At 68.8% G+C, this 15143-nt stretch carries 9 protein-coding genes; 6 read left to right on the top strand and 3 right to left on the bottom strand.

Annotated features, from left to right (window positions below):
• Positions 1–3: 3 nt before the first annotated feature.
• Positions 4–3390, bottom strand: a complete 3387-nt coding sequence (locus Q664_RS30380; RefSeq protein WP_043403525.1) for an ATP-binding protein — start codon at positions 3388–3390, stop codon at positions 4–6.
• Positions 3391–3392: 2 nt separating this feature from the next.
• The gene (locus tag Q664_RS30375) at positions 3393–5387 is read right to left on the bottom strand and encodes a CHAT domain-containing protein (protein ID WP_043403524.1); all 1995 of its coding nucleotides are present in this window, start codon (positions 5385–5387) and stop codon (positions 3393–3395) included.
• A 326-nt stretch (positions 5388–5713) separates the two neighbouring features.
• Here Q664_RS30375 and Q664_RS30370 point away from each other — a divergent pair, with 326 nt between their 5' ends.
• The 6 genes from Q664_RS30370 to Q664_RS30345 all read left to right on the top strand — a co-directional run bounded on the left by Q664_RS30370 (position 5714) and on the right by Q664_RS30345 (position 14364).
• Positions 5714–9196, top strand: a complete 3483-nt coding sequence (locus Q664_RS30370) for a serine/threonine-protein kinase (RefSeq protein WP_084610461.1) — start codon at positions 5714–5716, stop codon at positions 9194–9196.
• Between the two features lie 84 nt (positions 9197–9280).
• The gene (locus Q664_RS30365) at positions 9281–10201 is read left to right on the top strand and encodes an SDR family oxidoreductase (RefSeq protein ID WP_043403522.1); all 921 of its coding nucleotides are present in this window, start codon (positions 9281–9283) and stop codon (positions 10199–10201) included.
• Positions 10202–10316: 115 nt separating this feature from the next.
• Positions 10317–11048, top strand: a complete 732-nt coding sequence (locus Q664_RS30360) for a hypothetical protein (protein ID WP_043403521.1) — start codon at positions 10317–10319, stop codon at positions 11046–11048.
• A gap of 162 nt (positions 11049–11210) precedes the next feature.
• Complete coding sequence (locus Q664_RS30355; RefSeq protein ID WP_152622423.1) at positions 11211–12374, top strand: hypothetical protein; 1164 nt, start codon at positions 11211–11213, stop codon at positions 12372–12374.
• Positions 12371–13633: a YcaO-like family protein gene (locus Q664_RS30350; protein ID WP_043403519.1), complete on the top strand. Its 1263-nt coding sequence runs from the start codon at positions 12371–12373 to the stop codon at positions 13631–13633. Before Q664_RS30355 ends, Q664_RS30350 begins: the two co-directional genes overlap by 4 nt.
• Positions 13630–14364 carry a TfuA-like protein gene (locus tag Q664_RS30345; RefSeq protein WP_043403518.1) on the top strand — a complete coding sequence of 245 codons (735 nt, stop codon included), beginning with the start codon at positions 13630–13632 and terminating at the stop codon, positions 14362–14364. The genes Q664_RS30350 and Q664_RS30345 overlap by 4 nt, the downstream gene beginning before the upstream one ends.
• A gap of 6 nt (positions 14365–14370) precedes the next feature.
• Here the strand turns inward: Q664_RS30345 and Q664_RS30340 are convergent, their stop codons facing one another.
• Complete coding sequence (locus Q664_RS30340; RefSeq protein ID WP_043403517.1) at positions 14371–15141, bottom strand: YdcF family protein; 771 nt, start codon at positions 15139–15141, stop codon at positions 14371–14373.
• Between the last annotated feature and the right edge of the window lie 2 nt (positions 15142–15143).

The following is a 15143-nucleotide window of genomic DNA, read 5'->3' as shown; positions in this document are numbered from 1 at the left end:
CCCTCAGTACATCTTCATGGCCACCAGCATCCATGAGGTATCACCGGAGAGCCTGGGCTCCTTGCGCCCGTCCTCCATCACCATGGAGAGGCCGCGGACCGGCACGCACTGCTGGGGATCGACGTCGCGCGACGGGGAGACGGTCATCGAGAGGGACCAGTGGCCCCCGGGCCCGGGCGCCACGCGGAAGGCGTCCAGGAAGAGCTCGGCCTGGGAGTTGGGAGGAGGCACGAGGGCGGAGTCATCCCGATTGCGGATGACGAGCGCGTTCATGAAGCCGGACACCCTGTCACTGGAGCCGAAGACGCCCAGGCACCGACCCTTCTCCATGCCGGAAAGATGGAGCAGCACGGGATGCACGAGCACCACCGCGCCCTCCTTCCTCCAATCCGGGGGCAAGACGCTCTCCACGCGGGCCTGCCATTGGGCATCCCCCAGCGGCGTCGATGGCAAGGAGTAGAGCGGGAGCGAGAGCAGCGTCCAGTGCTGTCCATCCACCCGTTCGGGAGCGCTCCACTGGATGGGCTCCTCGGCAAGCCCGTAGTGGTAGCGCACGCGGGGCGGGAGCTCGGGCGCTGGACTGTCCGGGTCCGGGTCCGGATTCGGGGGCTCGGGGGTGATGGCCGCGAGCACCCGCGGGCGCGCGGAGACCAGGATCGAGCCCTCGGTGACATCAATCCCGTCGAGCAGCAGCCGGGTCCGGACGTCCCCGCCCTGGACGGACATCGCGAAGCTCTCCGAGCCCGGTCCCTGGATGGTGAAGTAGTCCGTATCCCGGACCTTCCACACGGCTCCCTCCAGGGACAACTCCTGCCCGAGCACGAGGGGAAGCCGGAAAGGCAGCGTATCGGCCCCCCAGAAGAAGATGCTGCTGCCCACGACGAGGAGGGCCGTCAGCACGAGGCCGACGCGTGCCAGCCGGATGGCGAAGCGCCGCGGGGAGGGCTGATCTGCACCGAGCCGTTTGCGCGCCACGGCCAGCGCACAGGTGACGACGAAGGACTGGAAGCTGGCGATGACGGACGAGACCGCCGCGACGAAGCTCACCAGCGCCGGGAGGTCGCGGTCCCAGCTCCCCGCCCAGAGGATGGAACGGGACAGGAACATCTCGAAGGCGATGGGAAGGCACGCACTGCCGAGGAAGGCCCAGAGATAGATGATGGGGGCACGCGCCTTCTCGGGAATGCAATGGCTGGCGAGCGCGACGAGCAGCCACGTCAGCATCCAGGCCCCGAAGGAGGAGGCCAGCACGATGAGCGGCAACAGGAGCCACGACGGTACGCCCACCCTGAGCGACAGCGCATCCACCACCGCCGAGCGCTCCACGAGGAAGAGCAGCCCCAGGCAGGAGAGCAGCACGGAGCTGAGCATGATCGTCCCGCTGCGGAAGGTGGGGTAGCCCCAATGCTCGTGCCCGTGCAGCGCGAGCAGGATGGCGGTCCGCCTCGCCACCCGCCAGCCGATGAGCATCCCGATGGGCACCAGGACGAAGGGGACGAGGACGAGCACCACGCCGAAACTGTTGCGGAGGAAATCCCGGTACCAGTGCAGCGTCACCTGCTGCGGGTAGACGGTGATGAACAGGACGAACATGAGCGCCAGACCGATGGTCAACACCCAGACCAGGGTCATCTTCGCGCCCGTCAAGGCACCGATGGCGGCCCGGCGCTGGATGAGGGGCTGGTTGCGCTCCACGCGCCTCCTGCGGACGATGAGCCTCGCGCGCAACCGCTCCCTGGCTGGAGCGGCCCGGAACGAGCGCCCCGCCTCGTCCAGGTCCGCCATCACCTCCAGCGCACGGACCCGCTGCTCCGGTACCGTCAACGCGCGCTGGAGCGTGGCGGCATCCTCTGGACGCATGAGCCGGGCGAACGAGCTTCCCGCCGCGCGGCGTGTCTCCTTGTCCGGCGCCTCCAGCGCCAGCTTCAGGCACCGGGTGGTGAGCCGGCCCGAGCCGTCCTCCAGGCGCGCGCACGCGAGGGCCGCGCCCACCCGCACGGCGGGGTCCGGGTGCTCCAACAGCTTCAGCAGCAGCTCCGTCGTGCGCCCGGGGCCGAACTCGTCATGGCGGGACGCCCAGTACGCGATGGTGTCCGCATGCGCGTGGAGGCTGCTGCGCAGGATGAACTCCGTCGCCTCCTCGCCCAGCCGCAACCGCTCCTTCCAGGGGTCCACCCGCTCCGCGAGCTGCTCCGCCGTGAGCAGCCAGTGGGGGTCCGCCCGCCACTGGGTATCCTCGCTCAAGGAAGAGACGAGGTGACACGTCATCCGGAAGCGCGTGAACTCCGGGTCCTCGTCCAGCCACTTCTCGATGATGGCCACGAGCTTCTCGTGCATCAGCTCGTACCAGGTTCCATCCGGGCGGTTCACCACGCGCACCAGCCGCCGCGCGACGAGGCGCTGGAGCACCTCCCGCGTCTCCCCTGGCTCCATCCGGGTGATGCCCGCGAGCAGATCCTCGACGCGGGCGGTCCTCCGGGTGTGCTCGGAGGTGATGAGGCCCACCAACACTCCGCGGAAGAGCAACAACCGCTCCGCCGAGAGCTTCGCCGCCAGGTAACGGGAATGACCCTGGAGGATGCCCGCCACCCCCCCCATCCGCTCCAGGTCCTCCCGGGTGAGCCGCACGGGCCGTTCCCGGCGCTCGACGGAATCCCGGTAGAGTTCCCCACAGACGACCTGCAGGACGAACGGCTCCAGCTGCCAGCCGGCCAACTGGTCCACCAGGGCGTTGACGAAGGCCTCGTCGTAGTGGGCGCCCACCTGGAGCAACGGCCGGATGATGGCCTGCCGCGCCCCATAGGCGGTGAGTGGCGGCAGCCGCAGCCCATGCTGGGTCAGGTCCGGCAGCTCGGCGCGCAGCTCCTCCAACCGGGCGTAGGAGTCATCCTGCAGGCAGAAGACGAGCCGCACGTTGGCGGCGGCCTCCCGGTAGATGCGGCCCAGGAACGCGATGAAGTCCTCGCGCTCCTGGGGCCGGTGCTTGAACCGGATGAAGAACTGCTCGAACTGATCCAGCACGATGATGAGGGGCTGCCGGGCGGAGAGCTCCACGAGCAGGTGCGGGGCCTTCTCCCGGGCCAGCTCGGGGCACTGGAGCTCGCTGGCCAGCGCGGCGCACAGCTCCTCCACGGGCGACTCGAGGATGCGCACCCGGAGCGGATGGAAGCCCCGCTGGCGCCAGAGGGGGAACAGGCCCGCGAGCAGCAACGACGTCTTGCCCACGCCCGAGGGGCCATACAGCACGAAGGTCCGGCCCCGCGCCACCCCCGTCAGGACCTCCTGGATTTCATCCTCGCGCCCGGCGAAGAGACACTGCTCGTGCTCCTCGAAATGGTCGAAGTACTTGAAGGGAGTCCCGGTGGGCTCCTGGCATGCGTCCTCGTTCATCCCTATCCCTCCGCATCCATCCGGGCGGTGAGCGCCTCGATGACCGTGGCCGGCTCCTCGCGAATCCACAGCACGTTGAAGGGCCGCCAGTAGGCGGTGTCGACCTCGGTGGCCTCCCGGGACACGAAGAAGCAGGGGCCCTGCATGGAGGCATCGCCCGTCTCGAGCAGACAGGAGAGCCGGCGGGCGAGCTGGTCGCGAGGAGACACGCCCAGGAAGAGGAAGCTGCGGCCCATCTGGCGGACCAGGTCCACCACGTCCGAGCTGGCGTGCGACATCCGCTCCCAGACGTGCTCGTGGTCCATCTCGGTGAGCATGAGCGAGGGAGCGTTGGTGAGCGTGCCCAACACGTTCACCAGCAGCGGCGCGGCGTGCTCCCCCCCCGTCTGGGCCTGCTCCACGCGGTTGAGCACCCGGGCCATCTTCCGGGCCCGCTTGAGCGCCTCCTCCATCAACCCGTCGAAGTGCAGGTAGAAGATGCCGGGGACGTTCCAGGCGGCGAGCTGCATGAGGGTCGCCGGAGGCTCCGCCCGTCCGCACGCGGCCTGAAGGGAGGCGATGAGGCGGTAGCGATGGCCGTCGCGCTGGAAGTGCTGGCAGACACGCGCCAGGAGGAGGGAGAGGTACCAGTCACCCGCCGTCTGCATCCGCAGCAGCTCCTCCTCCTCCGGATAGCCACTCTCGCTCGCGAGGTGGTGGATGAGTTGCCCCAGGGTGGGCGCGGGGACGGGAGCATCCACCACGTGCCGCCGCGTCACTCCGGGGAGCTGGTACAACCCGGGCCCCACCACCGGAATGCAGCGGCCCTCGCGCAAGCTCGCCACCAGCGCCCGCGGCAACGGGACGACAGGCGTCTGCGTCACCGGCTCCACCCGGGAAGACACGAGCGTCTCCTGCACCGGGTGCACGTCGAAGAGGTGCTCGCAACCGGGGCTCAGGTAGAGCACGGGGGTGACGAAACCCCGGACGGTGTCGCCGCTCGCGTTGATGCGCAGCGCGCGCCGCGCCTGCTGGATGGCGATGTCCACCCGCCCGGGCTCCCGGCCCGTGAGCAGCTCGCGGTAGAAGCCGTCCGCGAACCGGATGGAGACGGCGTCGGGGATTTCATACCGCATGGCGATGACGGCGGGGACACGCGCCGTGCGCATGAGGTGGGGCCCGAGCCCGAAGAGCGTCCGCGACACCGAGGGCGAGGCACCCAGGCAGCAGTTGAGCAACGCCAGCCGCAGGCGCTGGCCCTGCACCAGGCTGGCGAAGGTGGAGGCATCCATCCACAGGTCCGTGCCCGGCTCCTCGCCATTGAGCCGGATGCAGACACCCTCGTCGCTCACCTCGCCATGGCCGATGTAGTGCAACACGTCCCAGGGAGAGGACCGGAGCTCCTTCAGGAGCTGATCCGGCGTCACCCTCCCCTCCATCAGCCCGAGGTGCAGCACGTCCCGTAGATCCCTGGCCGCGCTGCGCAGGTTGTTCCACTCGTATTGCACCTGGAGGCCGCTGCCCTCGGGGATGACCACCAGGACCCGGATGGGCTGCTCGCTCCGGGGCTGGAGCTGACAGGGCGGGCAGCCCCGCGGGGGCATGCGCGACAGGCAGTAGCGCAGGTCGGTCCCCAGGAAGCTGCTCGCCATCTCGTCATGGAGCGCCTCCCACGGCAGCCGCTCGACCTCGGCCTCGGCGGGGATGTCCAGCCACACCTGCAAGGGCCTCGACTCGTCGGCCTGGCGCTCCAGCGCGGCGAAGGCCTCCTGGATGCCCGGAGGACGGAGCGCGTTCCACAACTGGCTGCCCACGTCCTGCAGGTCCGGCCGCGTGCAGATGCCCTGCTCGATGCGGGCGATGACGCCCCGGGACCTGGAGGTGGACGAGAGCTCGAAGCCGAACGGGCGCTCGATGGGCTCGCCCCCATCCGCCACGAAGCGCACGAGATACCCCTCCGGTCCACGCACCAGCTCGAAGCGGCACGACAACCCTTTCGCCTGTCCGTCGAGCGCCACGGCGGCTCCTTCCCTCGGTGTCCCGCCGCGCCAGGGCGGGCTCCATCCCTCCCGACGTGAAAACTAGTACCCGCCATACGACTTCGAGGAACCTGGCGGGCGAGCCACGGCTCGAGCCCGATGGAGGCCTGCCCGTGAGGAGAGGATGACAACAAGGGCTGGAGCCGCCCGCCGTGTCTCGTTGTCACTTCGCCCGTGCCCTCCCTACCCATATGGGCATGAAGAGCCTGGGGTAGCGGGCACCACCGGCTCGCTGGCGAGCGGCGCGGCCCTCGATGTGCTGCCTGGGTGGGGGGCCCTTTGGAACAGGGGGAGCCGTGAACCAGATGGAGAGCGTTTCATCGACGCAGGAGCCGTCCGTCCCTCGGGAGATGGGCCCCTACCTGCTCCAGGGAATCCTCGGCAGCGGCGGCATGGGGATCGTCTACCTGGCGGTCCACCGGGAGACGGGCGAGCGCGTGGCGCTGAAGACCGTGCGTGTCACCCGGACCATCACCCTGGCGAGCATCCGGCGCGAGGTCCAGTCCCTCAGCCGCATCCATCATCCGGGCATCGTGCGGATCATCGACCACGGCGTCTGGAGGGGGCTGCCCTGGTACGCCATGGAGCTGGTGGAGGGAGACACCCTCCGGCAACGCATCGAGCGGTACCACCCGCGGGCCGGTCCACCCGGCGCGCGGGAGGGAACGCGGGGACCGCCCGCCCGCCCGTTGCTGGAGTGGGTGCGGCGGCTGTGCGCGCCGTTGGCCTATATGCACGGCTGCGGCTTCGTCCACCGCGACCTCAAGCCCGGCAACGTCTTCATCCGCCAGGATGGCACTCCAGCGCTCGGGGATTTCGGCGTCTCGGTGGAGTTCGGCGGGGCCTTCGGACGGGAGGTCCTCCAGGTGGACAGCACCGGGCTGGGCACGCTGCTGTACATGGCACCCGAGCAGATCCGCGGAGACCTCGTGGACGCCCGCGCCGATCTCTATTCACTCGGCTGCATCCTCTACGAATGCGTGACCGGCTTCGCGCCCTTCCGCGGCCAGACGGTCCGGGAGCTCCGCCGCGCTCACCTCCATGAGTCCCCCACCCGCCCCTCCGAGCTCCTCCAGGAGCCGCTGCCGGAAAAGCTGGAGTGGCTCATCCTCAAGCTCCTCGCCAAGCGGCCCGAGGACCGGATGGGCTATGCCGAGGACGTGGCCCGGGTGCTCTCGGAGCTGGGACTGCGGACGGACGAGCCCGCGGAGCTGCCCCGGCCCCGGCCCTACCTCTACCGCCCGCCCTTCCAGGGGCGAGAAGTGGTCATGAGCAGGCTGCGCGAGTTGCTGGACGGCCTGCTGTCCGCCAGGGGCGGCAGGGCCTTCATCGGCGGGGGCAGCGGCGTGGGCAAGACACGGCTGGCCCTGGAGGTGGCCCGTGAGGCCCTCTACCGGGAGCTCCCGGTGGTGACCTGCGAGTGCATCCCGCTCGGTCTCTCCGGCACGCGGGTGGACACCGGCATGAAGGCCTCACCGCTCCATCCCTTCCGCTCGCTGCTGGCCGCCGTGGCGGACCGCTGCAAGCATGGTGGCAGGCAGGAGACGGCGCACCTGCTCGGGCCCCGGGGCAAGTTGCTGGTCGCCTATGAGCCCACCCTGGACGAGCTTCCCGGTCAGCGGGAGCTGCCCCCGCCGCGCCCTCTCGCGGATCCCGACGCCGCGCGCGCCCGCATCTTCGCCGCCCTCCAGGAGGTCCTCTTCGCCCTCGCCGAGGAGGACTCCATGCTGCTCATCATCGATGACCTCCAGTGGGCGGACGAGATGACCCTGGCCTTCCTGCGGCAGTTACGGCACGAGGAGCTGGTCAAACACGGGGTGCTGTTGCTGGGCACCTACCGCATGGAGGAGATGGGCGACCCGCTGCGCGAGGTGGTGTCCGCTCGGGGCTCCCTCCAGCTGGAGCTGGGGCGGCTCGACGAGCGCAGCATCGAGTCCATGGCGCGCGGCATGCTCGCGCTGCCCTCGCTGCCGCGGGACTTCGACAGGCTGGTCCACCGCTCCGAGGGCAACCCGTTCTTCGTCGCCGAGTACCTGCGGGCCACCATCTCGGAGGGGTTGCTCCACCGCGACGAGGCCGGGCAGTGGCGCCTGGACGAGCGGGCACGGACGGTGGGCCTGCTCGAGAAGCTGTCGCTGCCTGGCGCCATCGCGGAGATCATCCACCGGCGGCTGAGGGAGCTGGACTCCCGGGCCCAGGTGCTGGTGGAGGCCGCGGCCGTGCTCGGGCGCGAGTTCGACACCGAGCTCCTGCTGGAGACGGTGCCCCTGGAGCGCCCGGTGGCCATGGAGGCGCTGCAGACGCTGCGGGTGCGGCAGATCCTCGAGAAGTCCGCGGGCAACGAGTCGCGCTTCCTCCACGACAAGCTGCGCGAGTTCACCTACGCCAGCATCCCGCCCCAGCGGCTCCGGCAGCACCACCACCGGGCCGCCGAGGCCATCGAGCACCGCTACAGGCAGGCGCTCGACTTCGCCCTGTACTTCCCGGGTCTGGGCAACCATTGGGCGAAGGCCGGTCTCCACGACCGGGCCAGCCGCTACTTCCTGCGGGCGGGCGAGCGCGCGCGCGTGGCCCATGCCAACGAGCAGGCCATCACCTTCTACCGGGCGGCCCTGGCCGAGGCCCGCGAGCACCTGGCGCGGGAGCGGAACGAGCTGGAGGACTGGCGGCCGACCCTGCGCCGCCTCCACGAGAACCTGGGAGATGTGCTGGCGCTCACCGGACAGCAGGAGGAGGCCCGCGCGGCCTTCGACGAGGCGCTGGCGCGGCTCGGGCCAGACGAGCGGCTCCGCCAGGCGCGCCTCCACCTCAAGAGGGGCAAGACCTGGGAGATGCGTCACCAGCACGAGGAGGCCCTGCGCGCCCACGACGAGGCCGAGGCCGCCCTCGGGTCCGTCCCCCCGGAGGATGCTCCGCACACGACCCGGTGGTGGCAGGAATGGATGCAGATCCACGAGGATCGGCACTGGACGTATTACTGGATGAACCGGCGGGAGGAGATGGACGCGCAGCTGAGGAAGGTGCGCCCGGTGGTGGAGACCCGGGGAACGCCCTTGCAGCGGGCCCGCTTCTTCGTGCTGCTCGTCAACACGACCCTGCGGCAGCGCCGCTACGTGATGGGCTCCGACACGCTGGAGTATGGCCGCCTGGCGGTGGAGGCCGCCGATGCCTCCGGTGACATCTCCACGCGCGCGCTGACCCGCTTCAACAATGCCTTCGCCCTCCTGTTCCATGGGGACTTCGAGGAGGCCGAGCGGCAGGATCTCGCCGCGTTGGAGATGGCGGAGCAACTCGGTGACATGACGCTCCAGTCGCGCATCCTCACGTACCTGACGCTGCTCTACCGCGAGCTCGGCCAGGTGGAACGCACGCGCGAGTACGGCCAGCGGAACCTGGAGGTGGTGCTCGCCTCGGGCATGCCCGACTACGTGGGCGCGGCCCGGGCCAACCTGGCATGGGTGGCCTGGAAGGAGGGGCGGCTGGACGAGGCCAGACAGACGGCCCGAGCGGCCCTGGAGTGCTGGAACGAATTGTCGGCGGTCTATCCCTATCCCATCCAGTGGCAGGGATTGTGGGTGCTGCTGGCGGTGGAGCTCCAGCGCCAGGACGTAGCGGAGGCAGTGAAGCATGCGCGCGCATTGCTGGACCCGACGCAGCAACGACTGCCCGAACCGTTGACCACCAGCCTGGAAGCGGCCATCACCGCCTGGGACCAGGACCAGCGGGAGGCGTCACGGGAACACCTGGAGCACGCCGTGCAATCCGCCCAGCGGTTGAGATTCCTGTGAGCCGGGGATGCCTCCGGGGCCCCCTGGCATCACACCCGGGGACGCCTCACCCTCAAGACAGAGGGTGATTGCCGGGGGCTGGCCATGAGTCACATCACGACCGTCGTAGGAGCCACGGGACTGCTGGGCGGAGCCATCTGCGCACGGTTGGCCGCCGCGGGGGAGCCCACGCGAGCCCTGGTCCGGTCGACCTCGGATCCGGAACGGGTCGCACGACTCGAGCGCTGGGGCCTCGAGCTGCGTCGGGGAGATCTGAAGGACCCGCCCTCGCTCGAGGCGCTGTGCGAGGGAGCCCGGACCGTCATCTCGACGGCCTCCGCCGCGCTCTCACGGCAGGAGGGAGATTCGCTCCAGACGGTGGACCTGGAAGGCCAGCTCGCCCTCGTCGAGGCCGCCCGGCGCGCCGGGGTGGAGCACTTCGTCTTCATCTCGTTCCCGCCCAACCCGCTCAGCTTCCCCCTGCAGGACGCCAAGCGCGCGGTGGAGCGGGCGCTGAGGGAGAGCGGCATGCCTCGCTACACCCTCCTCCAGCCCACCTATTTCGCCGAGGTCTGGTTGGGCCCCGCCCTGGGCTTCGACTACCTCCATGCCCAGGCCCGGCTCTTCGGAACGGGCACCGGCAAGCTGAACTGGATCTCCCTCGAGGACGTGGCCCGTTGCGCCGCCCGGGCGCTGGAGCGGCCGCAAGCCTGGAACGCGGTCCTCCCGCTCGGCGCGGAGGAGGCGCTCGGCCAGCTCGACGTGGTGCGCCTCTTCGAGGAGCGGAGCGGACGCCCGTGGACGCTGTCGTACACCTCCGAGCAGACGCTCCGCGAGCAGCTCGAGGCGGCCACGGATCCACTCCAGCGCTCCTTCGCGGCGATGATGCTCCACGTGGCGCTCGGCGGCCCGATCGACCCCGGACCGGCGATGGAGGCCCTGGAGCTACGCCCCCTCCCCGTACGTGACTACGTGGAGCGCGTGCTGGCCGGGCAGCAGGTGACCGCCCACGAATCACGACCCTGAGCGGAGCCGGTCCCATTCCACGTTTCCGCCCCCAGGATGTCTTCAGGGGAGAGCCCTCGCGCGCACCTCTGCTCATTCCCTTGCAACACACGCTGTTCCACCCAAGGAGGCAACGATGACCCATACACAACCCCAGTACCTGCTCTTCACGAGTCTGGTGAAGCACGGCGAGTTGCTGCGCTATCTCCTCGCCGCCCAGGTGCGGAAACGATTGTTGGAGCCCTACGGCATCTACCGGCAGGTGAAGTCCTCCGCGCTGACGGGCAACCCGGACAGGGTCTTCGAGATCTACTACGTCGATGAGCACTACCAGCCCATCGAAACCCTCGAGTACCTCCTCTCGAAGGACCCTGCCTTCCAGGCATGCCACCGACTCATCGAGGACGTACGCATCCACTCACTCCTCACCGAGAATCAACTCACCCCAAACAACAAACGCTCCTCCGACGACAAACTCTCCTCGAGACAGGTCTCCTCGCAGGAAGTTCCGCCCCCCCTGCAGACACTGACCCAACTGGACTACCTGTTCACACTCAAGAGCCAGCAGTACTACGCACAGGCACGTGCGAAAGACCCCTACCTCCTGCAGGTCACATGCACCCTGATCTCGGATCAATACCTGGACGAGTTCAATGCCTGCATGAAAGTCCTGCTCGAGACCTTCGCGGAATCAGGCCTGAACCTGCTCGTCGCGGGCCAGTACGCGAAAGCGGTCGAGCTTCTTCCCACGCCGGGAAGAAACGAGCCCCAACCCGAACCCACGAGCCCCCCCCCCCATCTCAATCTTGAATGTCTGGGAGTTCGAGGACCCCGACAGCCCCAAGCAACTGATGTCACGGCTCGCTGAGAACCAGACATATTCCACACTCGATTCACTCTGCACCCAGGATCAGCACATCTGCAGGAACATCTCACGCCACTATCAGCACTATCCGCTGCTGCCAGGATTACCCCTGGCCATTTGAGGTCCTGAGGAATCGAGCGAAGCAACCCAGGAGGGAGAAGCACCATGGAAGACAAACCGATACTTGAAACGAAGGAACCTCCCATCGAAGCCGAGCAGACGCCCTGTAGACCGGAAGAAACCATGATGAACTTCCGGCGGAACCTGCAAATCGAGCAGGATGACCTGGTTGTCTTCGGCGAAGACGGGCAATTCCACCTGATCCAGAAGGCGACATACACGGCGCACGAGCTCCCCGCTTCGCTGACAAGCACGGCGGAGTTCCTCGTGGGATTGGGTGCAGTGGTTGCGGACGTCTCGGCCTTCGAGTGGGAAGTCCCGTGGAAGCAGTTGACGGACACCTGCGCATGCATTGTGTTGAACTTGGCCGCCATCCGGCAGATCAGCGAAAAGAAGGACAAGCCCATCACCTTCATGCATCGAGCAGACGGCCATGAACGCAGGGCGTGGAAGCAGTTCGCTCCCCCTGGGAACGAGCGCCATGCGGGCAAGCACCGCGCCCGCAAGCACCTTGCAGGCAAGGAATCCCGCCGCACAACTCCCGCGGAAGAAGGCACGGGCAACCACAGCCAGACAATCGGCCCGGACGATCTGGTGATCTTCAACGAGGACAAGAAGTTCTATTGGGTGAAGGAAGATGACTATGCTTCTTCGTCGAGAGAACTCCACGAAGAGCTGAGAAGCGCCCCCGAGCTCATGGTGATGCTGGGCGTGGTGGTCGCGGACATCCCCAGGATACCGACAGCGGGTACGGCGTGCTTCCTGTTGAACCTGGCCTCAGTCAGGCGTGGGAGCAGTCATGCCGCTCAACTCCTCGCGGAGAACATCCAGCTCGCCAGGCGCCCAGGGTTCCACCCAACGCTCAAGGCAGAAAGGAAAGCCGCGAACGACGCTCTCCTGCAAAAGAAGCAGGAGGACATGGCCCGGCTGGAGAAATGGCTCGACCGAGCCAGGCGTGAGGAGGATGAGGAAAAACGCAAAACGGGTGTTCTTCAGCTCCAGAGGGAGATCGAGCAACAACTGCGAATCATCGATACCAAACGAGTCCCCCTGCTCGCGCTGAAAGACAAATTGCAAACCGAGCAGCCGCCGCCATCCGAGCCTGGCAAAGGACAGCGGAGGATTCAGACCGCCTCGGCGCGGAGCAAGCGTGTGCCCGGAAAACGGACATCCACGGCCCGCCATGGTCCACGAGGTGGGAAGAAATGATTGTGCCGTCCGCCAGCACCGGGGCCGTTGGACCGGTGGCGCCCAAGCGCTACCGGGAGGGGACTCACCGGTTGATGTCTCCGGAGGAGACGCTGCGCCGGGTGCGCCCCCTCATGGCGGTCATGGGCATCACCCGCATCGCCAACATCACCGGGCTGGACCGTCTGGGCATTCCCGTGGTGACGGTCTGCCGGCCCAACTCGCGCTCCCTGGCCGTCTCCCAGGGCAAGGGATTGGATCTCCCCTCCGCCAAGGCCTCCGGGCTCATGGAGGCCGTGGAGACGTACCACGCCGAGCACATCACCCTCCCGCTCACGCTCGCCACCTACAACGAGCTGCGCTTCAACCGCCCCCTGGTGGACGTCACCCGCCTTCCCCGGCTGTCGGTGGGCTCCTTCCATCCCAACCTGCGGCTCTTGTGGATCGAAGGACGCGAGCTGCTCGGCAATTCGCCCATGTGGTTGCCCCATGAGCTGGTGCACACCGACTACACCGTGCCCCTCCCCTCCGGCAGCGGCTCGTTCTTCATGAGCTCCAACGGGCTGGCCTCCGGCAACCACCTGCTGGAGGCGATCAGCCACGGCCTCTGCGAGGTGGTCGAGCGCGACGCCACCACCCTCTGGCACCTGCGGAGCGCCGGGGAGCGGCACCAGACCCGGCTCGCCCTGGACACCGTGGAGGACCCGGGCTGCCGCGAGGTGCTGGAGAAGTTCGAGCGCGGCGGCGTGGACGTGGCCGTCTGGGAGACGACGACGGACGTGGGTCTGCCCTCCTTCTTCTGCATGACCGCGGAGCGCTCGCCGGAGCCCTTCCGACCGCTCTACCCGACCACGGGCGCGGGGTGTCATCCCGCCCGCCAGGTGGCCCTGCTCCGAGCGCTCACCGAGGCGGCCCAGGTGCGCGCCACGCTGATCTCCGGTTCCCGGGACGATCTGGGCACGGCCCGGTACTACGAGGCCATGCAGGACCCGGCCCTCTGGCGCCAGGTCCACGCGGTGATGCGCTCGGGCGAGTCTCCGCGGCACTTCCACGAGGTCCCCACCTTCGAGTCCGGCAGCTTCGACGAGGACGTGGCCTGGGAGCTGGCGCGTCTGGCGGCGGCGGGGCTCGAGCAGGTGGTGGCGGTGGACCTGTCCAAACCCGCCTTCGGGATCGCCGTGGCCCGGGTGGTCGTTCCCGGCCTGGAGGCCATCCACGACGCCCCGGGCTACATGCCGGGAGCCCGCGCCCGCCGGCTCCTGGAGGAGCGTCTGCAATGATCTACGTCTTCGCTGGACCGACCCTCTCCACCGGGGAAGGCAGGGCCGAGCTCGACGCGGTGTTCCTGCCACCGGTGGCACAGGGAGACGTGTACCGGGTCGCACGCGAGCACCCCGAGGCCATCGGCATCATCGATGGGTACTTCGAGCGCGTTCCCGCCGTGTGGCACAAGGAGATCCTCTGGGCCATGGCCGAGGGCATCCACGTGTACGGCAGCGCCAGCATGGGGGCGCTGCGCGCGGCGGAGCTGACGCCGTTCGGCATGCGCGGAGTGGGGGCCACCTACGAGGCGTTCCTGCATGGAGACCTCGAGGACGATGACGAGGTCACGGTGGTGCATGCCCCGGAGGAGGAGGGTTTCCGCCCGCTCTCCGAGGCGATGGTCAACATCCGGGCCACGCTGGCGGGAGCGGAACGCGCGGAGGTGCTCCGCGAGGCGACACGGATGGCCCTGGAGCGGCTCGCCAAGGGGCTCCACTACCCGGAGCGGAGCTACCCCGCCCTGCTGGCCCGGGGGCACCAGGAGGGACTGCCAGCCACCGAGCTGGAGCGGCTCCGCGCCTGGCTGCCCCACGGCCGCGTCAATCAGAAGCGGGAGGATGCCCTGGCCATGCTGCGCACCATGCGCGAGGAGCTGGCGGCCCATCCCGGTCCGAAACAGGTCACCTATTGGTTCTCACGGACCGATGCCTGGGAAGAAGCCTGCCGCCACGGGGAGAACTCCGGGTGAGTGGCGTCAGGCCCAGCCGCGCAGCCGGTAGACGAAGCGCCCGAACAGCTCACGCAGGGCGTCCGTCCCCGCCGACAGGTTGGAGGCCCGCGGCTGCCACCACGACCCACGCAGGTGCCAGTCGTGCGCGCGCACGTCCACCACCAGCGTGTCCGGCTTCAGCCCCACCGCCTCGAAGGTGCCCAGCGCCCGCGGCATGTGCGCCGCGCTCGTCACCAGCACCAGCCGCTGCCAGCCCTTCTCCCGGATGAGGCGCTCCGCCTCCACCGCGTTCTCCCGCGTGTTGCGGCTGCGCCTCTCCAGGACCATCCGCTCCGGCTCGATTCCCCACAGCCGCAACTGCCACGCCAGGATGTCCGCCTCCACCAGCGCCCCGGGCCGCGTGTCCAGCGTGCCTCCCGAAATCAGCACCTGACGCGCCCTCCCCTGCCGCAGCAACTCGTAGCCGCGGAGGATCCGCTCCACCGGGTGGGTGTACTCGGGCAGGCCCGAGCGCTCGGTGGCGTCCGCGTCCACCGCGCCCCCCAGCACGATGACGGCGTCGTAGACCGTGTCCGGCTGGTACGTGGACACCGCCTCCGCTTCCACCCACCGCTGCAGGCCCGTGGCCGTGGGCTCCAGGGAGAAGACGTACACCACCAACAGCCCCAGCCCCTGGAGCACCGCCGCCAACCGCGCACGCCTCCGGCACAGCAGCAGCCCCATCAGCCCCAGCAGCAGGCCCCAGGAGAGCGGCGCGAGCAGCAGATCCAACACCTTGGACAGGAAGACGAACACGT

It is taken from the genome of Archangium violaceum Cb vi76 (assembly GCF_000733295.1).
Lineage (GTDB): Bacteria > Myxococcota > Myxococcia > Myxococcales > Myxococcaceae > Archangium > Archangium violaceum.
Note: the sequence above shows the minus strand (reverse complement) of the source record. Positions and strands in the feature narration are given on the sequence as shown.